The organism is Aerococcus sp. L_32 (genome assembly GCF_050689315.1).
This window is the reverse complement of the sequence record NZ_JBOEQF010000025.1, coordinates 1-19,029: the sequence shown is the minus strand read 5'-3', so window position 1 is coordinate 19,029 and position 19,029 is coordinate 1. Positions and strand designations below refer to the sequence as shown.

Below are 19,029 nucleotides of genomic sequence, written 5' to 3'. Positions count from 1 at the left end.
TCCGTTGGTACCAGGTGGTCAGATGGCTAAACGCGTCTTGGACGAATTATTATATGCCCACAAAGTGCATTTACCACAATTTGCTGAAAAGATTGCTGAAATTGAAGCCAACCAACCAGATGTTGTGGCTTACGTAGATGAATTAATGAAATCGAATTAAATGCTTGCTTTTTGAAAAATGACAAGCCCTTTGTCAAAATTTTTTACACAAACAAAGTATAAATTTCTAATTATCTTTTTATATTTTCTTAAATGCTCGTAAAGCCTTATTCTATGTGCTTTCGAGTATTTTTACTGTAGGAAGATACTTCACGTTTCTTTGCATATTTCCTCATGTCTTAGCTGTCAGAAGTGGTAAATAAGTAGTAAATTCATTTGTACTACTAAGCAACAAGACGCTCCTGTTGCTTCTCTTTATTCAAGCGTTTCATTTCTGCCATTGCAGAATCGAATGTTGCATGTGCGTAATAGTTCAGCGTCATGGCTATATTAGCATGTCCCATAATGTACTGTAATGCCTTTGGATTCATTCCTGCATTTGCATAGTTGGTACAGAATGTATGTCGCAAACTATGTGGAGTGATGTGTGGCAATTTATCCTCGTTATACTTATTGTATTTCTTAACAAGACCTTTCATCATGCCGTTGTAATCACTTGCCACTTTTGGATAGTTCTTTCTATTAAGAAAGAGGAAATCACTATATCCATCAATCTCAACACGCTTATCATTCTTTCGATTCGCTAACACTCGCTTAAATGCTTGATAGGCTTCTTCAACCATAGGAACTTGACGTTCGCCACTTTTGGTCTTTGGTGTTTCAATGTAGTACCCAATTTCAGTATCTCTCAATAGCTGATGGTCTATATTGACAAGACGATTCTCAAAATCTAAATCTGGAAGTGTCAAACCACCAAACTCTGAAATACGAAGACCTGTTTTTAAGAGTATCAGAATTTCATCATAATTTTTGCTGTAGGTTTTATCAGCTTTTGCAAAGGCTAACAGTTTTTCTTCCTGTTCTTCTGTTAGTACGGTCTTAGGGACAGTATCATCATCAAGAACTGCTTTCAGTTGAAAGTCAAATGGATTCTTCCGAACACAATCATCTTGTATAGCAATATAGAATGAAGCCTTTAAAGAACGTTTGTAGTTATTGATGGTTTGATAAGCATAACCATTTTCACTCATTCTAATAGCCCATTCTTTAGCGTCTGATGGCTTAATACTGTCAATACTTCTTACACCTAACTTGTCTTTCTTCAAAATATCCATAAGATATTTGCGTCCAGTTTCAGTGTTTTTTCTAACCTTTGGTCTTTGAGCGTTCTGTTTTGCGTAAAGCTGGCAGAGTGTCATTTTCTTTCCTACAACATCAATACCATCATGAATGTCTTTCTGTAACTCTGCGATTTTCTCTCTAAGTGAGATACAATCACGCTTTCCTGCTGGTACTCGGTCTGTAGCCACAAGTTTCCACGAGTAAACAAATTGCGGTTCTCCAAATGAATCTATATATTTGTATAAGTATCTTCCGTCTTTTCGTTGGCTCTCTCCAGTCTTTAAGATTCGACCTTTATTGTCACGTCTTTTTTCTGACATGGCATTTGCTCCTTTCCTTTATGGAAAGAGCCTTGATACGACTTAATACTATTTTATCATATACAAGACCCTTTGGCGACGCTAGATTGCGTCCAATGTATCTATAATTTTTTCAAATTGTTTTCGTTTAATCTGAATACGATTGCCATTCATAATCAGCCAATTTGCATTTTTATTTTCCTCTGCCAAGCGTCGTAGCTTGTTTTCGCCAATACGAAAATATTTTGACGCTTCTTCAATGGTTAGGGTATAACGTTCCCAAATAGGAATGTCAGTCTGCTTCATAAAATCCTCCTTTCCAAATCACTTATTTGGATTTCATAAAAGTTGTTTTACCAGCAATCGAACAGCTTTAGCAAAGCTCACGGGAGTTCCACCCCTGCATGGTTCTCATGTAGCCATACTCATTGCCTGCGACGGTTTTATCACGCTCGGACTATTGACTGTATGGGAGTATCATTATCACGATAAGAATGTCGTTGCAGGCAATCCTGCTAAAGATTGCTTCTCGGATCACTAACATGAATCGCTCGCTATCTTTATAAGATAGGTCATGGCGGTTAGTTCCGTTGGCTCTTTTCTTATCGAAACGTATTCGATTACTTTTATTCAGTTTTCAAAGAACAATGGCTCGTTAGCCTATCAAAACACATTGAAAGCTCAATATGCTTTGGTGGAATAACAAACCTCCCTGTTCGGGAAGCGTGGAATGGTTTAGCACGCTTCCACGAAAGGAGAGAGGATATTACTTAATTTCAAATGACAAAATCTTTGTAATCAGTCTGGTTTCCATTCTTCCACGTAAGACTTCATCAACGACCATACTTTGATTGCCATATTCATCTTTCATAAGTCGTAGGGAACGCTTCGTTATGTACCCTCTGTAATGATGTAGAATCTGGTTAATCGCTTCGGTATCGCCATCTGTTGCCTTTACAATGAGAGGAAAGGGAATCATAGGATATTGTGTTTTCATTCTTCAAATTCCTCCATAAACTTTTTAATTAAGGCTAGTCCACTGGTTCTATGCCGATAGACAGTAGAACGGTTCAATTTCAACAGGTCTGCAATTTCTGAATCGCTCATGTCCATAAAGTAAAACAGCAGTAGAATTTCACGTTTCTTGTCTGGCAACTCACGTAATGCTTCACTCAACAAATCATTTTCAACGCCTACTGATAACCCATTGAGTGTAAAAATCTGAAAGTCAGTTGAATAGTTATCTGTTGTCGCAAACTGGCTAACAAGATAATCGCCAACATCCGAAAAGGACACCTCACGCTTTGCAATCCTTGAAAGATAAAGCATATAATTCTTTCGCTCGTCTTCCATAGCACGTTTACAGATATAGTCAAACTGATTTTCTATTGTGGTCTGAAAAGAAGATGGTTTCATGTTTCTCACCCCCTTTCTGTCTAGGAAAGGAAGTGAGCCTTGCTCGTTTATCTCCTTTCACTCTTAGTCCCAATGTGAAAGGGGGATTTGTTGCATTACTGATAAATAAACTTTGTAAAAAAGTTCTGAATAGCCAAAAAAGCATATAAACAGATTTATTTCTCTGTTTACATGCTTCTGTTATTCTATCTATATGATTTATAAAACCACATTGGTGGACGTACTTATCTATTGCAGATAGACGACTTTTTTTGACAAGAACCCAATGTAAGGAAATTTATTGTATATGATGTACTTCATGGCGACGTTGACCTCCAACAAACCGCCATTTGGAAGTAATATACAATATTTTAACAGCGTAAATAGCACTACCATATAACGGTTTTTTTTATTGGCGTTTAGTAGTGCTTTTTATTAAATATAAACCTATAAACCATATAACACGTTTTTCTATACCTGTTTTTAATTCAGTAGGAACAATAAAATGTATAGAGGTGGTCTACTATGCGTAAAAAAGAAGATAAATATGATTTTAGAGCCTTTGGTTTAGCCATTAAAGAAGCTCGATTGAAACGAGGTTTAACTCGTGAACAAGTGGGAGCATTGATTGAAATTGACCCACGGTACTTAACTAATATTGAAAATAAAGGGCAACACCCCAGCATACAAGTTCTTTATGACCTTGTATCGTTACTTCATGTTTCCGTTGATGAATTTTTCTTACCTGCTAATAACTTGGTAAAAAGCACCCGACGATTACAGATAGAGAAATACATGGATAGCTTTACAGACAAAGAACTATCCTTAATGGAATCTTTAGCCAGCGGTATCAACGAAGCAAGAAACATCGAAGACTAATTAAAAGAATCCATACATAACGGAAAGAGCCGATAAAATGAGATTGTATTAATCTCATTTTATCGGCTCTGCGTCTTTGCGTCTGGCTCTGTAATCACAGTTACTTTGAACTGCTTTATTTCAATTAAATTTTCTTGTCTGCATTTCGGACAATAGAGGGGGAATTTTTTAATTCAGTATCTTCCCTTATCTTTAATCGTGTTTTATTTCCACATACAGGACACAATATCCACTTGTAGTTTATAATAACTATCTCCTCCTTTACACTTTAATTCAAATCTTTATTAAAAAATATTTCATCTTATTTAACAAGAAACCATATTTATATAACAACATAAAATACACTAAGTTATTTTATTGAACATATATCGTACTTTATCTATCCGACTATTTGGACGACGGGGCTGGCAAACAGGTTCACCGGTAGTAACATGGTACCCTTTTAACTCTGTTAAACAAACACTACGTCCATTTGTAAAGAAAGTTAAATCACTACGATATTCTTGAATACACCGAGCAGGGATTTCTCCACTAAGAATGACCTCATTATTTTTCAATTGAGTGTCTACGATGTTCGCACAATATTTAGGAGCATCGTTGTATGCTCGTGAAAGATATTCCTGTGGCGCATAAATTTTAAAACTAAGATATGGCTCTAACAATTCTGTTCCAGCTTTTTTTAAGACTTGTTCCAATACAATAGGAGCAAGCATCCGAAAATCTGCTGGGGTACTAACAGGGCTATAGTATAAGCCATACTTAAAACAGATTTTACAGTCCGTCACATTCCAACCATACAATCCTTGTTCACAGCCATAGCGTATCCCCTCCATAACTGCATTTTGAAATGATTGATTTAAGTATCCAAGAGAAACCGAGCTCTCATACTGCATTCCACTTCCCAACGGAAGCGGTGATACAGATAAACCAATGGAAGCCCAGAAAGGATTTGGCGGCACTTCGATGTGAATGGTATATTCTGCATTTTTTAACGGTCTCTCCATATAAATGACTGTAGGCTCTTTTAGTTCTATCTCCACATGATACTTTTCTTGCAACAGTGCACTAATCACTTCCATTTGTACTTTCCCTAAGAAAGAAAGTATAATTTCATGTGTCGTAGAATCCACGTAATATCGTAGAAGCGGATCACTATCTGAGATTTCCAAAAGGGCATCAAGCAACATTTCTCTCTGTTCAGGTTTACTCGGTTCAACAGTTGTTTGTAGTAGAGGGTGCGGATTTTCAATCTTTTTTCTCTGTGGCAATAGTTTTGTATCTCCAAGAACACTATTTAACTTCAAAAACTCATTTTGCAAAATAACAATTTCTCCAGAATAAGCTCTATCAATCTTACATAATTCACCATTTATTGAAGTATACATTTCTGTAACTTTTATTTTTTCTTTTTCTGATACTCTAACCGAATCTCGTAAATGTAGTACTCCACTATAAAGGCGTATATATGCAAGACGTTGTCTTTTTTTTGTATATTCAATTTTGAAAACATTTCCGCAAAGTTCAGACGGACCTCGATGTGTTGATGAATAAAATTTATTAGTAATAACTTCTATAAGGTTATCAATCCCTATATTACTTTTTGCACTTCCATGATAAAGAGGGAACAGAGAACAATTCTGAAATCTTATGCTTTCCTCTTGTTCGAGTTCCAATGCTTCTAATGATTTACCGGACATATATTTCTCTAAAAGGTCATCGTTTCCCTCTATTACCGTATCCCATTGTTCAGATTCGGTAAAGTTCGTCACACACATATTAGGATACAGTTCTACCTTCTGTTTGATTACAATTTCGGCAGAAAGTTTCTCTTTAATATCCTGATAAACCGTTGATAAATCAATTCCATTTTGGTCAATCTTATTGATAAAAAAGATTGTGGGAATCCCCATTTTCCTAAGTGCATGAAATAATATACGAGTTTGTGCTTGTACGCCATCTTTTGCAGAAATCAGTAGAATTGCCCCATCTAAAACTGATAATGAACGATATACTTCTGCTAAGAAATCCATATGTCCTGGCGTGTCTATGATGTTCACCTTCGTATTTTCCCACTGAAAAGAGGTTATTCCTGTCTGAATTGTAATTCCTCTCTGACGTTCTAAAAGCGTATTATCCGTCCTCGTTGTACCTTTGTCCACGCTTCCTAATTCTGTAATCGCTCCACTGTTATATAATAAGCTTTCTGTTAAGGTAGTTTTTCCCGCATCAACATGAGCTAAAACTCCAATATTAATAATTTTCATGTGATTTTCCTCCATTCAAAAGCCCAAAAGGGCATAAAAATCCCAGTGATAAATACTCTTATCACTGGGATTTTTATGCATAACCATAGGCATACAAAGCATACAGATATTCTCCGGATACTTTAGAATCACATGATAAAGGTATTCTTAAACTGGGTACAAAAAACTAAGCCCTCCTAAAAAAGGACATCCAATTATTTGTTCCCACTATCAAATTGACAGTTTATTTAAGAATACCTTGCCGCATATTTATTAACTCCTTTTAAATAGATACTTAAATAATAGCACGTAAGAGCATATTTGTAAAGGAATCTCCAATTTTTTATCAAAGAGAGTACGTGATTACAAAATAGCTGTAATAATGTACCAATATTTGTTATTCTATAATCTTCCAATTACTCCCGTTCTTTTCAAGTACCAAATCAAATTGAGATACCTGCGTTGCTTTGGTCTGCTGGTCGATATACTCCACTGTCAGCGATACCGTGACTTGATTATCCTTACGATTGTGAATAGGATTTACCAGTTCTTGAAAGATGTACTCTTTTCCGATTGGTTTTAATATCCCGTCATTCACATAGTAGGAAAGTTCACTGGCTGTCGCTGTAGGATAGAGCTTGAAGAACGTCGTTAAAAACTCATTGATTTCATTGGTTGTAATGGAATCAACCGTCCCCTCACTTTCAATGGCTTTTGGTTTATAACTTGATTTCTTAGGTATGTTGGTAATGGTCGGATTCTTAACCAGTACCATATTTCCAGAACCATCTACATAGACACTCACTATATAAGCAGAGTGGACGGTCTTTGTATTTTCTCCCTCTGTAATGAGCTGGTCTACACTGTAGGTTACATTAAACTCATTGTCGCCAGTTGGCTCTACCGTCCATATCTGAAATCCTCTTACAGAAGACGATACAGGAATATCTTTGCGTACTGTATCAACATTGAGAGCTTGAAGTTCATCTGTCAGATAGCCTTTTAGACTTTCCATTCGATTATCAATGGACTTATCGGATTGCTCCCATGAATAGTAGACTTTCGCAAAGTTCTCTACAAAATTTTCTACATGATGAGTATCAACGTATTCCTTTTCTATGATAGTTGTTTCGTGAATAGTATGAGTATCTATAGCTGTAAAGTGCTTGAATATCGCAAAGCTGAAACTAAGCCCTAAAAGTACCCACAAGGCAATCACAACCTTTTTATGAGGATTGACCTTATAGACACGAGGTTTCTTTTCCTTTGGTATCTGTTTTTCTTTATTCTGATTTTTTCTAAATTTCATCATTAAATCTTCCTTTCTCATTGTTTGATTCGTCCTGCTCCCACTAAATGCTGTTGCCAGTAGGGGCTTGTTAAGTCGGCATAACCGATTGGGTCGCCTGCATGAAACATACGGTTATTGCCAAGGTATATCCCAACATGAGTAATATAAGAGCCAGCGTTATAGGTAGAATGAAAGAAAACCAAATCGCCAGCTTGTGCTTCCGATAGTGGGATATGCTGGGTCACATCATATTGCTGTTGTGCGGTTCGTGGTAAGTTAATTCCAGCTTTTCCATACGTCCATTGTGTCAGTCCGCTACAATCAAAAGAAGTAGTCGGGGAAGCTCCACCGTAAACGTATCGCCAGCCCTCATATTTCAGTGCTTCGTCCATGATGGCTTGTACCGTATCATCATCAAACTCTGTTGTGACAAGATACTGCGTTACCAGTTGCACATAAAACATATTGCCATAGTTGTATCGCCAGCCCCCATTGATAGGTATGGCTATGGGATTGGGGTAAGACACTTTTTCGCCACCTGAATACTCTTTTGAGAAACTTTGAGCCAGTTCAAAGGTATATTTATTTCCACGATTAGCCACATACCCTAAGAAACCACCACCATAATTGTAGGACTGGATAACCGATTCTAAATCTACACTGAGCCTTTCGCTACTGGCTAATAATTCACTGAAATACTTCACACCTTGCTTAATGGATTCTTCTGTACTCAATGAATTAGGTGGAAGACCGAGGGATTCCGAGGACTGCATAACATCTTCCGCAGTACCGCCCGATTCCACCTGTATAATCGCAAGAAGTATGTTGACATATTCTTCAACGCCATATTCTTTGGCATATTTTTCTACCATAGGCTTATGAGCCAGCACTTCTGCGGAAACATTCACACCTCCATAATGAATATTGGAAATTCCGCTGTCCTGTTCATCTGAAAATAAAATGGCAACAAACAGAAGCAGTGAGAAGACCATCAAGAATAATCCAGAACCACCAATCACTAAAGTTTTCAACTTCATGGTTTCTTACCGACTTTCTTAATGGTGGCGGTTTTGATTGGTGGTCTACTTCTTGTATTTTGTAGTGGTACTCTTTGAACAGTAGACGGACGTTCTTTTGTGATTGGACGTTGTGAAGTTCTATCTGCTGTAGTGGTTGAAGTTGCTGGCTTTTGAACGGTTTTTTCTTGAACGGTATTGCCTTGGCGTTCCACTTTTGGACTTGAAAAATCGGACTTAACTGCTGGACGCTCTTGTTTGGCTTGTTGAGATTCCTTATATGAAGTCTGAATATTAGACTGTTTTGAGGTCTGTTCATCATGATATTGTTCTTGTCTTGTAGTCGGTCTTTCATGAACAGAAGAAGCAGGCTGTTTTTTCTGTTTGACCTGTTCCATTTCAGAGCGACGCTTCGCAATGGTTTTTCGCCTTTGTTCCTGCTGTTCCTTGCGTCCACTGGCTCTGTCCGCTTTGGTTTGAGAAATACTACTGGTTAAATCACGGACATTCTCTTTTACTTTGGATTTTCCTTGATATACTGCATATCTTGCATTGGTCGGCAAATCTTTAACCTGTTCTTTCAAACCACTAGCAGTGTCTACCATTCTGTCTTTGGTATCAGCTACTGTACCGATGGTTTGACCGATACGTTTTCCAAGTGTTGATTTTTCCTTTCCGTCTGGTCGGGAGTGATCTGCTTGTGTCCTTGCAGAACTCCCCGAACCCGACTGTCCTTTTTTACCTGTAACAATGGCAGACCCAGCCCCTAGAGTAGTCATGGAACGTCCAAGTTTCCGCTGTAGACGGTGCATGTGAGCGTGCATAAGCATACGAGGTTTTCTCATCACACGACTTCCCACACTTTGAGAATCGTTACTCTGTAGAGAAAACATACTCATTAAATCGCCCAGCTTGAAGTAGATTCCTGCAAAGGTCACAATCTGTAGAAAAGCAATCAAAAAGAACGGATAACCAGCCGATAAGGTATAGAGCATGGTTGAAATACTAAATGCTGTCGTAATAATCAATGTGATTCCAGCTCGTGTCAAAATGGTATTAAAGAGCTTTGTTATGGCTCGTTTTGACATACCATCAAATGATGGAATCATGCTTAAAATAAAGCTCACAGGCAGAAACATAGCATAGATGATAAAAAGTACCTGCGAGAAAATCATGATTCCTGTTAATAGGAATACAAATATGGAAATCCCAATATTGAAGACAAATAGGAAGAAGACTGTACCTAAACGGTTAATGGTCTTTGTAATGGTTAGATTGGTATTGCTTCTGTCTTCAATTTCTTCCGCAACAATTTTTTCTCTGTCTTCGCCATTGTTGGAATCTGGGCTGGTGGAGAGCAGGCTTTCCACACGGTCAATACCGATACTTTCAATGTCTGAACTGTTGTATTGAAGCAGTAGCCACGGTTGCTGAACCTGTATGGAAAACAGGCTATCTCTGATTAAGTCCACGCTGTCCTTGCCTTGACTATCGGAATGGGGCATGACAATCTTCGTGCCAAGTGATAAACTGGCATTACTGATGTCTGATGAAAAGTCATTGATTTTTTTAATGTAGTCGGGAGCGTAGGCAATAAAGGAAGCCGATAGGATAAACACCAGCACAAAATTCATAATGGCATGAATTGCCTTTGTGGTTTCTCTCTTTATCAGTCCCGTATAGGCAACATAAACCCCAAGAACCAAAATCAAGAGTAAGAGGAATCCAACATAGAAACCCTCTGTTGAAAATCCGTTTGCACTCACACCAGCTAAGGTCTGCATATTCTTACCAATGGAATCTGCTGTAGCGGAAATGAAGTCTAAGGAATAGGCTTCCTGTACTAAGTAACCTGTCGCATTGGAAACATACAAACTGATTGTCCAAATAAAATTGGTAATGGCATATAGTCCATACATGACCTGTTTTCCAATCCCGTCCGACCAGTTCCACGGAAGCCAGCCCCAGCTATTATCCACATAAAAATCCAGTTGATAGTTTTCAAGTGGGTATCGGCTGTATTCATTTGCCACATTGACCGTATCATCTACCAAGCCCGCAGCTTGAACCACCGTTCCCAGCATGGCTAAAAGAAAAATGGCAATCACAAGTGTGAAAGCCACTGTCATTGCCACTTTACCTAGACGTTTCAGCGTCCAGTTTGATTTTATTCTGTTTACTATTGATGGTTTCACATTTACACCTCTTTTCGCACAGGTGGTCTGGTATCAAAGGCATGGAGCAGTTCTTCAAATACAGGGTGGAACTGTATCACACCGACACGACCATATAAATCACTGATAAGGCATTGCCCGTTTTCCAAATCACGCAATCGCTTCTGATTGTTTTCGTCCTCTGGGTCTACACCAAAAAAGGCTAAGGTCTTTTTAATCTCGTTAAGGTCAGTGGAACGAAATGCAAATTTTAAGCCGAGGTTATTTTTCAGTTTTTCATCTAAGAGGTCGTCTGTATTTTGGGTCACGAAATATACCCCAGCGTTCATAGCACGACCAGCCCGAACCAGCTTCATAGATAGTGTTTTTCCTTGTGCTACCTGTAAAAAGCTCCATGCTTCGTCTAAATCTACAATCTTGAAAATGCTTCGGTCTGTATGGATAAAGTCTAAAGCAAAGGTACTAATGACAATCAGCATAGCAACGGATAAAAGCTCCATAGTGGTATATTCCTCAAAGGAAGTTTCCTTGTCGGGAAGTACCAAGTCCGCAACCTGTATAATGTTCAGTTGTTTTTCTAAGCTGATAGACTGCTCCACATAACCATTACTGAATAATAAATGTGCAAAGTCATAGTCTGTAAAACTTTCGATATGGTCGGCTATACTGGTACTTAGTGGCGTATTCTCAACCCGTAATTCCTCAATCACTTTCATCAACCCTCGTATTTCACTATTGGTTACTGCACGAATGGCTTTTCTAAGGATTGGGAAGCGTTCCCCATCACGAGAGGAAATCCCCGTAAGGAATGTCAGAATATCAATAGCCAGTGATTCAGAATCTTTGGGATTTTTCATAATCACATAAGGGTCAAGTAAGCCTTTGTTTTTCTCATCAGAAGTCAGAGTGACGATATTGATTTCATGGGAAATCTCTGGCAAGGTTTCTTTCCATCTGCCACGTTCTGCTTTTGGGTCTACAATCACTGCTTGTGCCCCATAAAGCACCGCATAATAGACGATAAGGTTATTCGCAAAGGATTTACCACCACCCAGCGAACCAACAAAAGCCGACGCTAACGCATTGGTTACTGAACCCTTAACCCCTTGACTGGCAAGAGCAGGTTTCAGATAGACATTGCGTCCAGTATCTAAGCTGTAGCCAACATAAATCCCCTCATTTTCCCCCAGCATTTGAGTAGCACCAAAACCTAAACCAGCGAGGAAATCAGAGGTCACGTATTGAATATAATCATTCATATAACGCTTGCTGGCAGGTAAAAATTCTTCATGTAAGCCGAGCATATCCCCAAATGGTCGTACCAGTTTTACGCTTAAATCGTCATAAAAATCTTTCACTTCATTACAACGACGTTTGAGTTCGTCAAGATCATTTGCTGATACCCTTACCACATAAGACAGCTTGTACATAGATTCCTTGCTTTGGTCTAAATTGGTTTCCAGCTCATTCACACTTTCCAGAGCTTCCGCCACATTGGAGCTGGTTTCATTATCACTTTGCCAAGCGTGGTTATCCAAGTCTTTCAGTTCTTTCTTTTTATTGCGGACAGTAGATAGGGCTTTACGATTCGCTACAATTTCCACATTCATTGACGTATCAATCGGGAATGTAAATTGCTGTTGCTGGTAGTAGAAGATTTCAGAGGACGGGAAGTCCAGTTCTCCGACAATGCTGTTAATGGTAAAGTAAGCTACATAGACGGTTTCATCTTCCTGCTGGATTTTCAAATATCGCTGTTTTTCTTCCACCAAACAGCGAGTAGGCTTAATCAAGTCATAGTATTTAATCAGCGTTTCATTATCCAGCTTTTTCTTTGATAGATGGTACTCATACTCTTCATAGGCAGTGCCTGTCTGTCCGTAAAGGTGTTCAATCAGATAGCCGAAGTCGTCCTTATCTAACCTGCGGATTTTGAAACGACGAGAGATTTTATTTTCTAAGAGCTTTTCCATCTTCTGAAAACGCAGGATTTCATCATTACTCATACTAACAAAATCGCCCATCAGCTTATGGTTCACATCATAGACAAAATCAGACAAAGCATTTTTTGCTTCAACGGTAAGACTTTTCATAGAAAACTCCTGATCGTTGAGAAGCAACTTAAAGCCGATAAAGAAACGGTAGTTCACTTGATTTTCGCCAATCATGGATATTAAAGCGTCTGTCTGTTGGTCGATTTTGTCATAGGCAACCGCTTTGAGCTTGCCAGTGACTTCATTTTTGGAACGCTCTTGTGCAGAACGTATGCTGGATTCTGTACTGATTTGTAAAGCATGAATTTTGCCATCACGATTTTGTGCGATAAGCTGTCTGAAAGAATCATGCACTTGTATTTTCTGTTCTGGACTTAGAAATGAGTAATTGTAAGGAACAAGCTCATAGTAAGCATAACATTCCCCGTCTTTATTCCAGACGAGATTGTTTTCAATGTATTTAATTGGATATGCCATAAAATTCACTCCTAACTGCTGTAATGGCTTCTTGTGGCTGGTTTCTGCCAAGCGTTACTTTTTTTCCTGCATAGGTCAGCTTTGGTCGCAGTGCATAAGCAATGACAGACTTCAAAAATCCATAAGGCTTTTTACCATCAAAAGTTTTTGTAGACATAAACCATGTGAAAGCCACAGGAATCCCAAAGTATTTGAGAAATGCTCCCTCTATCATGGAAAGAGGGGGCAAGTTGCCAAGTATCATCACTGCAAAGAGTGACACGACAAACCATGTCATTTGCGTAAAGGTTATGGGAAACGGAAGTCTAAAATCATTGATAGAATACAGTACCTTTTCCACAGACCAGATACTGGTATAGCTTCGTATTTTCTTCATGTAATCAATCCTTTCATAAAAAATAGGGGTAGCTGATTGAGCCACCCCGTAAAATAGAAAATCTGCCAGTAGTAATGTACCGACAGATTTAATAGACGATTTCAAAAATCCCATGATTGGTTGAGATAAACGTTCCTGAAAGGTCTAAATCCCGACCATAGGCTTGATAATCAATATAGTTTTGAAGACTAGCTGGTACTTCGCCTAAAGCACCCGTTTCTTCAATGTAGTAGCGTGCCACGTCATACATATCATCACAATCGGAATGAATGATAATATCCTCTTGATGTTCGCTTAGTTCTTCAATGCTTGAAAAATGAGTGAGCAGAGCAGATAGCTCCGATTGTAATTCTTCGGGTAATTCCGATACCATTTCCCATAGTCGATTGAGTTCGCCAATGGAAGTGTATTCGTCAACCGTAAAGGGTAACTCGTAGTCATGAATGGCGTATTCCTCATATTCATCATTCAAGCCGATTTTCTCTTTGACTTCCTCAAAGTCAATGGGAAAGGTAAACCACGCACCGACCAATTCGCCCTCATTGTATTTGCCTAAATTCGCAATATAGACTTGCATATCGTCCATATATTCACGTCCTTTCTTTGTAGAGATTCAAAAATCCCTACCGCACTTCGTTTGGTGTACCATTCCTTTGCGGAACATAAGAAAACCACTTATATTCCACAAAAGAACGGTTTTATTTAAGCACCAATAATGCGATTGAATAGCTCTAGTAAAATGTCTTTTACTCCAGCAGCGTTGAAGACTAAGCCAACCGCAATAATCGCAATAATTAAAAAGCCAATCAGTTTGCTAAACTCACGCTTGAAGCCAAGATACAAGCCAATCACAACGATTGCTAAAAGCACCAGTGATTGAGCGTTTGATAGAAACCAGTTATAAAGGTTTTGTCCAAAATTCATAAAAATGTTCTCCTCTCTATATTCAATGAATTTGTATTTGAGTTATTTTTTTGTTGTTATCACGTCCTGTTCTTTTACTGACTGTTGCTTCAAAATCTGCTTGTGTCGGTCTGTCAGTTTCGCATGGTCGAGAATGTCTTTTACAACCTGCGTCTGGTTGATTTCATCAAGTTTAATCGCAACCTTTAAGGTCGGGGCAACTTGATGAGATAGCCAGTTCAGCGTCCTTTGGAAGGAGTAAGGCTCTGGTTTTGTGGTTAGTTTTAATCGTTCACGATTGTTCCCAATAAACCAAGCCCATTCTTCATTCAGTTTCCAATCAGAACGAGGTTTGGAATCGTCTTTATCTACAAAACGGATATACCGATTGATAATTTTAAAGGCGGTATGCTCTGGATTGTCATAGACGAGTAAATCACGGACTGCATAATAGGCACGCTCATTTTTCAATCGAATCTCAAAACGGTTTTTTACTTCTGCGTCTTCAATGGGAATATCATTTTTCTTGTACTGCTCGTAGTCCTTTTCATAGATACAGAAATAAACTTCACTTTGTAATGAACCGATATAGAGGGTGTTTCCCATACATTCCTTTTCCTCTTTGCGTACCAGTTCGCCACTGCGATAGCTTTTAAAACTGCGGAAGACGGAGATACATTCTTCCTGTTGGCACTTTTCAGTGAGTACAGGGATATTTAAAATCCCTGTCTTATCGTTAATGGCAAGGTCAAGGCGTTTCATCACACCGCCAGCCACCAAAACGTCCATAAAGAACTCATACCAGCTTCTTTGTTGTGCCAGAAGATAGCTTTCAAATTGTCTGCACCCACGACCTTTCAATTCCACCAGAACTCCTTTGTCCAGTTCATGGGAGCAAAGGACGAATATGTCGCCTAAAGCATAATGCTCTGAATAAGAATAGAAACCATAGTCCTCATGAAGAAAATAGGACAGTTTCAGTTGTAAGATGTTTTCGACCACCTGCTGTACGTCTGTTGTCGGAAAGCGAATTCTTACATAATCAAACAGCATTTCAAGGGGAGCGTCGGGATTGAAGCGTTCCAGAGCTTCCCAAAGGGACTGCTGTAAATCCTCTGATGGCTTGACTTTTCCTGTTTCAATATCGCTTAGATACTGCCTTGTAATACCAGTCGCAACAGCTAAACGGTTTTGAGATAGTCCATAAGCCAAGCGTTTTTCTTTTAAATGCTGTAACCAAGTTTGTTCATTCAGTAAAAATCCCTCCAATCAAAAAGGCGTATGTCAACTTTTAAAGCCCATTTGACATACGCTGAAATTTTGTAAATCCCTTGTAACCAAAGGATTTTCTAATGTTTTTTTGACTGTTTCCTGTCGATTTGTACCCCCCTGTTAGATACGGGGGGTTAAGTGCTGGCGTGGCTATTGCCACACCAGCCAGCAAGATCAGTCCACACCTGCGACTTCCGCTTCGCACGTCGCCTGCGTGGACTGTCTGCTGTTGGATAACTTTTTAATTTCCTCCAAGAAATCATATCCTTTTGGTACAAGGGGAGTATAAAACTCTGATATGACACTTGTTCCTACATCAACATAGCCACGACCTTTGATTCGCTTTAAGAAGAAATCCTTTTGTACGTCACTGCCAAACATCATGCCATAGCCCATTTCAGACATACGACCTAAAGCCACTCTGAAATTAAACTGATCACGGATTCCGTCGCCTAAATATTTTGCGTCTGGACGTTGACAAGCCAGTATTAGAAAGAAGCCAGCTTGACGACCTAACATGACAATCTGTTTCAGCTTATTCATAACTGCGGTGTTTTCTTTTGTTCCCAGCATTTCCATGAAAGCGACGTATTCATCAAAGATTAAGAAGTGTGCCGGGAGACCTAAGTAAGCATAATTTTTGCCAGTCTTATAGTTCTTCATCTGCTTCATTTCCTCACTACGTTTCATCATTTCTTCATAGAATGTTTCAATGCAAGAAAGCAAGTCTTCTTTTCTATAGTAGACATTTGCCATCACAGAACCTAAGTCCGCAAGATCAGCATTTTTCGGGTCAAGAATATACAGTTTTGAATCTGTATGAAGCAAGGCTTCAATCAGTGTCAGTATAAAGTAAGTTTTACCGCCACCTGTACCACCAGCAATCAACATATGAGGGAGCTTATCATATTCCCACCATACGTTTTTCATTAAGCGAAGTTTACCATCTTTAGCTTCTACTTCATCAATAGAAATACGACTGGCTATGGTGTCATAGAGCAAAGTATATTCCACATAGGAATCCTTTAACTCTTTATCCGTCAGCTCACAGTACAAGCCACTCTCTAATTTCTTTTCCAAGTGTAAGAGTTGGTCTTGATATTTTCCCAGCGTGATTTCCACCCGTATCTGTATCAAGCCATTTTTAAGTCGATAATACATTTTAGGGAAGTAGGTTATCTTTTCCTTTGTACGACCAGCACTATCTTTAAAGAAACCCTCTGTTTTGACCTGTTCAGATTCATACCACTTGTTTTCAAGTATCATCTTTGCCAGTTTTTGACGGTGGTAAAGTTGTTTAACCGTATCATAGCGAACCCGTTTGAATACAAACGCTACCAGCAAGCAGATAAGAATTGCGACACTGAAACTGATAATTAAATAGGGAATGTCAATCTTATCTGCTTGTGATAGGTTAAAATCCTGCCAGTTGATCTGCTGGATTGTCTTCACATGAAACAGTCCGACAACCAGCAGGAAAACAGGCAGGAGTGACGCTATCGTAAAATGAAAGACTAAATCTTTACCAGATGGGCGAATCCTTTTACCACGCTGTTTCATGCGAAAAAGTCTCCTTTCTACCTAGCGACTATTTGTCTTGTGTCGGTTCTTTCTTTGCTTGTGGTTGAGCTTTGAATGAACTAGAATCCTTTGTCAGCACAATATCGTCTGCCTTGATATACCAGTCAACATCTGCTCCTTGATAGGTGGCAGTAGCAACGGTGTCCGCAATGGGATTGATAAGTTCCACCCGTGCGTTATAATCAAACTCTTTCAAAGGCACGCTGGCAGGAATACTTACTTGAATCATGCGTCCTTGTCCTTTGGATTTTAAGTCATAGGTACGTTCCTTGATTTCATCTGAAACCGACCCGTCTTCATTTTGGATTCTCACTTCACGACGTAGAGCAGAGAATTTCAATTCTCCAAAAGTCGTGTCTTTATCTAATACAATGCCATTTGCTAATCTCATCATTTTTCCTCTCTTTCTTTATTCTTTTATCATGTCGTCAGCATGTAAAAGGTAATTTGTAAAACCACGAGTGCCGATTTTGTAGCCCTCTGCGGTAATACGTGGATTGACTAACTTCACACGTTCCTCAAAGCCGAAATGTTTTTCGCCAGCTTCAGCAGGAAGCACCACCACAATATCATCTGCTCTTTGAACATCAGAATAGAGATTATAGCTTCTTGATAAGACAGTTAGCCGTCCGTTGATTCTTCGCTGAACGACTTTATCCTCGCCAGCAAATTCTAAATTGCCGAATGTTTTTTCCATGTTGGGAATCACAAATTTAAGTTCCATATTTTTACCTATCCTTTCTTTTTTATTGGCTGAATGAATGTTTGATGGTCTTAAAGAGTGGGGAACGACCTTTTGATTCTTGATTTTTTGTTTTCATAAGTTCACTTCCTTTCAAAATCGGGTAAAAAAATAGACACCTCATTTTTTGAAGTGTCTACCTATTAAATATTCAAATTTTATTGGAAGTATCTTTATATCTTCACTTTTCAAGGATAAATCGTCGTATCAAAGCTCATTCATAAGTAGTAAATTAGTAGTAAATTGAGTGGTTTTGACCTTGATAAAGTGTGATAAGTCCAGTTTTTATGCGGATAACTAGATTTTTATGCTATTTTTCGCCATAAAAAAAGCGTGCCTCAAGGAGTTGACTGACCTTCCTGGGGCACGCTTTTTCCAATATGATAATGCTGGCTATTAAAAACCGTAAGCAGCATCTTTTTTGGCTTGAATTTCTGCTTGTACGTCTGCCATGGTGAAGACATCATCAACTAAACGTTCAATGCGGAAAATGATGTCATCACTGACGATTTCATTGCGACTAAAATCTCGGTCTTCAATAAAGACGTACTTGTTGACGACAGTGGCCTTCATATAATTTAAGATCGGCATCAATTGGGTTTCAACCATTAAATAATGACGCGGAGAACCAGCAGTGTTGATGACGCCAACCACCTTGTCCTGGAAGGCATTCACGGGTAGCAGATCGAACAAGTTTTTCACGGTAGCTGGGTATGAAGCTTGGAAAGTCGGCATGGTGAAGACTAAGACATCTGCAGCCATGATGGTTTTAAGGACTTGGCCAGTGTCACCAGGGTATTCAAAATAATTGCGGCCATCTGAAAAGACCATGTCCTTTTCAGCCAGGTCAATTAATTCCATGTCCGCATCTGGGCGGTAGCTTTTTGCTTGTTTAATGTATTCATCTGCAGCAACACGTGATTTAGTACCGACATTTGATCCGCTGATAACGACTGTCTTCATGGTGGGTAAGCTCCTTTTTCAATTGTAATAATGGGTAATATAGATTTGAATAATTACTTATTTTTATATAGTGTAACACGATTTGATAGGCTTGGAAAATGATTTGTTTCGTTTTCGAAATATTATGCGGAATGTTTGAATTA

Annotated in this window: 18 protein-coding genes and 2 pseudogenes; 1 reads left to right on the top strand and 19 read right to left on the bottom strand. The window is 38.8% G+C overall.

The window, feature by feature from the left end:
• Positions 1–383: 383 nt before the first annotated feature.
• The 4 genes from ACRCJ0_RS03275 to ACRCJ0_RS03260 all read right to left on the bottom strand — a co-directional run bounded on the left by ACRCJ0_RS03275 (position 384) and on the right by ACRCJ0_RS03260 (position 2,996).
• Complete coding sequence (locus ACRCJ0_RS03275) at positions 384–1,601, bottom strand: tyrosine-type recombinase/integrase (protein ID WP_001291561.1); 1,218 nt, start codon at positions 1,599–1,601, stop codon at positions 384–386.
• 81 nt (positions 1,602–1,682) lie between these two features.
• Entirely contained in the window at positions 1,683–1,886 is a 204-nt protein-coding gene (locus tag ACRCJ0_RS03270) for an excisionase (protein WP_000814511.1), read from the bottom strand.
• A gap of 460 nt (positions 1,887–2,346) precedes the next feature.
• A complete protein-coding gene (locus tag ACRCJ0_RS03265; protein ID WP_000857133.1) occupies positions 2,347–2,577 on the bottom strand; it encodes a helix-turn-helix domain-containing protein in 231 nt (76 codons plus the stop codon).
• The gene (locus ACRCJ0_RS03260; protein ID WP_000804885.1) at positions 2,574–2,996 is read right to left on the bottom strand and encodes a sigma-70 family RNA polymerase sigma factor; all 423 of its coding nucleotides are present in this window, start codon (positions 2,994–2,996) and stop codon (positions 2,574–2,576) included. The genes ACRCJ0_RS03265 and ACRCJ0_RS03260 overlap by 4 nt, the downstream gene beginning before the upstream one ends.
• Positions 2,997–3,500: 504 nt before the next feature.
• Between ACRCJ0_RS03260 and ACRCJ0_RS03255 the strand changes: the two genes are divergently transcribed.
• Complete coding sequence (locus tag ACRCJ0_RS03255; protein ID WP_001227347.1) at positions 3,501–3,854, top strand: helix-turn-helix transcriptional regulator; 354 nt, start codon at positions 3,501–3,503, stop codon at positions 3,852–3,854.
• Between the two features lie 59 nt (positions 3,855–3,913).
• On the opposite strand, the pseudogene ACRCJ0_RS03250 reads toward ACRCJ0_RS03255, so the two are convergent.
• The 15 genes and pseudogenes from ACRCJ0_RS03250 to ACRCJ0_RS03180 form a co-directional block, all read right to left on the bottom strand.
• Positions 3,914–4,098: pseudogene (locus ACRCJ0_RS03250) on the bottom strand (cysteine-rich KTR domain-containing protein).
• A 100-nt stretch (positions 4,099–4,198) separates the two neighbouring features.
• Positions 4,199–6,118 (bottom strand): tetracycline resistance ribosomal protection protein Tet(M), encoded by a 1,920-nt coding sequence (gene tet(M), locus ACRCJ0_RS03245; protein WP_000691736.1) that lies wholly within the window; start codon positions 6,116–6,118, stop codon positions 4,199–4,201.
• 15 nt (positions 6,119–6,133) lie between these two features.
• A pseudogene (locus ACRCJ0_RS03240) lies at positions 6,134–6,181 on the bottom strand (hypothetical protein); the annotation flags it as partial.
• Positions 6,182–6,494: 313 nt separating this feature from the next.
• Complete coding sequence (locus ACRCJ0_RS03235) at positions 6,495–7,427, bottom strand: conjugal transfer protein (protein WP_001224318.1); 933 nt, start codon at positions 7,425–7,427, stop codon at positions 6,495–6,497.
• Positions 7,424–8,425: a lysozyme family protein gene (locus ACRCJ0_RS03230; protein WP_000769868.1), complete on the bottom strand. Its 1,002-nt coding sequence runs from the start codon at positions 8,423–8,425 to the stop codon at positions 7,424–7,426. The genes ACRCJ0_RS03235 and ACRCJ0_RS03230 overlap by 4 nt, the downstream gene beginning before the upstream one ends.
• Positions 8,422–10,599, bottom strand: a complete 2,178-nt coding sequence (locus ACRCJ0_RS03225) for a CD3337/EF1877 family mobilome membrane protein (protein ID WP_000804748.1) — start codon at positions 10,597–10,599, stop codon at positions 8,422–8,424. The genes ACRCJ0_RS03230 and ACRCJ0_RS03225 overlap by 4 nt, the downstream gene beginning before the upstream one ends.
• 2 nt (positions 10,600–10,601) lie before the next feature.
• Positions 10,602–13,049, bottom strand: coding sequence for an ATP-binding protein (locus ACRCJ0_RS03220; protein ID WP_431389468.1), 2,448 nt, complete (start codon positions 13,047–13,049; stop codon positions 10,602–10,604).
• Positions 13,033–13,425 (bottom strand): conjugal transfer protein, encoded by a 393-nt coding sequence (locus ACRCJ0_RS03215; protein ID WP_000723888.1) that lies wholly within the window; start codon positions 13,423–13,425, stop codon positions 13,033–13,035. Before ACRCJ0_RS03215 ends, ACRCJ0_RS03220 begins: the two co-directional genes overlap by 17 nt.
• A gap of 88 nt (positions 13,426–13,513) precedes the next feature.
• Positions 13,514–14,011: an antirestriction protein ArdA gene (locus ACRCJ0_RS03210; RefSeq protein ID WP_000342539.1), complete on the bottom strand. Its 498-nt coding sequence runs from the start codon at positions 14,009–14,011 to the stop codon at positions 13,514–13,516.
• Between the two features lie 116 nt (positions 14,012–14,127).
• Positions 14,128–14,349, bottom strand: coding sequence for a hypothetical protein (locus ACRCJ0_RS03205; protein WP_001009056.1), 222 nt, complete (start codon positions 14,347–14,349; stop codon positions 14,128–14,130).
• A gap of 42 nt (positions 14,350–14,391) precedes the next feature.
• A complete protein-coding gene (gene mobT / locus ACRCJ0_RS03200; protein WP_000398284.1) occupies positions 14,392–15,597 on the bottom strand; it encodes a MobT family relaxase in 1,206 nt (401 codons plus the stop codon).
• 177 nt (positions 15,598–15,774) lie between these two features.
• Positions 15,775–17,160, bottom strand: coding sequence for an FtsK/SpoIIIE domain-containing protein (locus ACRCJ0_RS03195; RefSeq protein WP_000813488.1), 1,386 nt, complete (start codon positions 17,158–17,160; stop codon positions 15,775–15,777).
• A gap of 28 nt (positions 17,161–17,188) precedes the next feature.
• Positions 17,189–17,575 (bottom strand): YdcP family protein, encoded by a 387-nt coding sequence (locus ACRCJ0_RS03190; protein ID WP_000985015.1) that lies wholly within the window; start codon positions 17,573–17,575, stop codon positions 17,189–17,191.
• A 15-nt stretch (positions 17,576–17,590) separates the two neighbouring features.
• On the bottom strand, positions 17,591–17,905 hold the full coding sequence (locus ACRCJ0_RS03185) for a YdcP family protein (protein WP_000420682.1): 315 nt from the start codon (positions 17,903–17,905) through the stop codon (positions 17,591–17,593).
• A gap of 414 nt (positions 17,906–18,319) precedes the next feature.
• Positions 18,320–18,886 carry an NADPH-dependent FMN reductase gene (locus tag ACRCJ0_RS03180; RefSeq protein ID WP_419971785.1) on the bottom strand — a complete coding sequence of 189 codons (567 nt, stop codon included), beginning with the start codon at positions 18,884–18,886 and terminating at the stop codon, positions 18,320–18,322.
• Between the last annotated feature and the right edge of the window lie 143 nt (positions 18,887–19,029).

Excerpts from the sequence above, each read along its gene's own strand:
- ACRCJ0_RS03275 (WP_001291561.1), bottom strand. The coding sequence starts at position 1,601 with ATGTCAGAAAAAAGACGTGACAATAAAGGTCGAATCTTAAAGACTGGA.
- ACRCJ0_RS03270 (WP_000814511.1), bottom strand. The coding sequence starts at position 1,886 with ATGAAGCAGACTGACATTCCTATTTGGGAACGTTATACCCTAACCATT.
- ACRCJ0_RS03265 (WP_000857133.1), bottom strand. The coding sequence starts at position 2,577 with ATGAAAACACAATATCCTATGATTCCCTTTCCTCTCATTGTAAAGGCA.
- ACRCJ0_RS03260 (WP_000804885.1), bottom strand. The coding sequence starts at position 2,996 with ATGAAACCATCTTCTTTTCAGACCACAATAGAAAATCAGTTTGACTAT.
- ACRCJ0_RS03255 (WP_001227347.1), top strand. The coding sequence starts at position 3,501 with ATGCGTAAAAAAGAAGATAAATATGATTTTAGAGCCTTTGGTTTAGCC.
- ACRCJ0_RS03235 (WP_001224318.1), bottom strand. The coding sequence starts at position 7,427 with ATGAGAAAGGAAGATTTAATGATGAAATTTAGAAAAAATCAGAATAAA.
- ACRCJ0_RS03230 (WP_000769868.1), bottom strand. The coding sequence starts at position 8,425 with ATGAAGTTGAAAACTTTAGTGATTGGTGGTTCTGGATTATTCTTGATG.
- ACRCJ0_RS03220 (WP_431389468.1), bottom strand. The coding sequence starts at position 13,049 with ATGGCATATCCAATTAAATACATTGAAAACAATCTCGTCTGGAATAAA.
- ACRCJ0_RS03215 (WP_000723888.1), bottom strand. The coding sequence starts at position 13,425 with ATGAAGAAAATACGAAGCTATACCAGTATCTGGTCTGTGGAAAAGGTA.
- ACRCJ0_RS03210 (WP_000342539.1), bottom strand. The coding sequence starts at position 14,011 with ATGGACGATATGCAAGTCTATATTGCGAATTTAGGCAAATACAATGAG.
- ACRCJ0_RS03205 (WP_001009056.1), bottom strand. The coding sequence starts at position 14,349 with ATGAATTTTGGACAAAACCTTTATAACTGGTTTCTATCAAACGCTCAA.
- ACRCJ0_RS03195 (WP_000813488.1), bottom strand. The coding sequence starts at position 17,160 with ATGAAACAGCGTGGTAAAAGGATTCGCCCATCTGGTAAAGATTTAGTC.
- ACRCJ0_RS03190 (WP_000985015.1), bottom strand. The coding sequence starts at position 17,575 with ATGATGAGATTAGCAAATGGCATTGTATTAGATAAAGACACGACTTTT.
- ACRCJ0_RS03185 (WP_000420682.1), bottom strand. The coding sequence starts at position 17,905 with ATGGAACTTAAATTTGTGATTCCCAACATGGAAAAAACATTCGGCAAT.
- ACRCJ0_RS03180 (WP_419971785.1), bottom strand. The coding sequence starts at position 18,886 with ATGAAGACAGTCGTTATCAGCGGATCAAATGTCGGTACTAAATCACGT.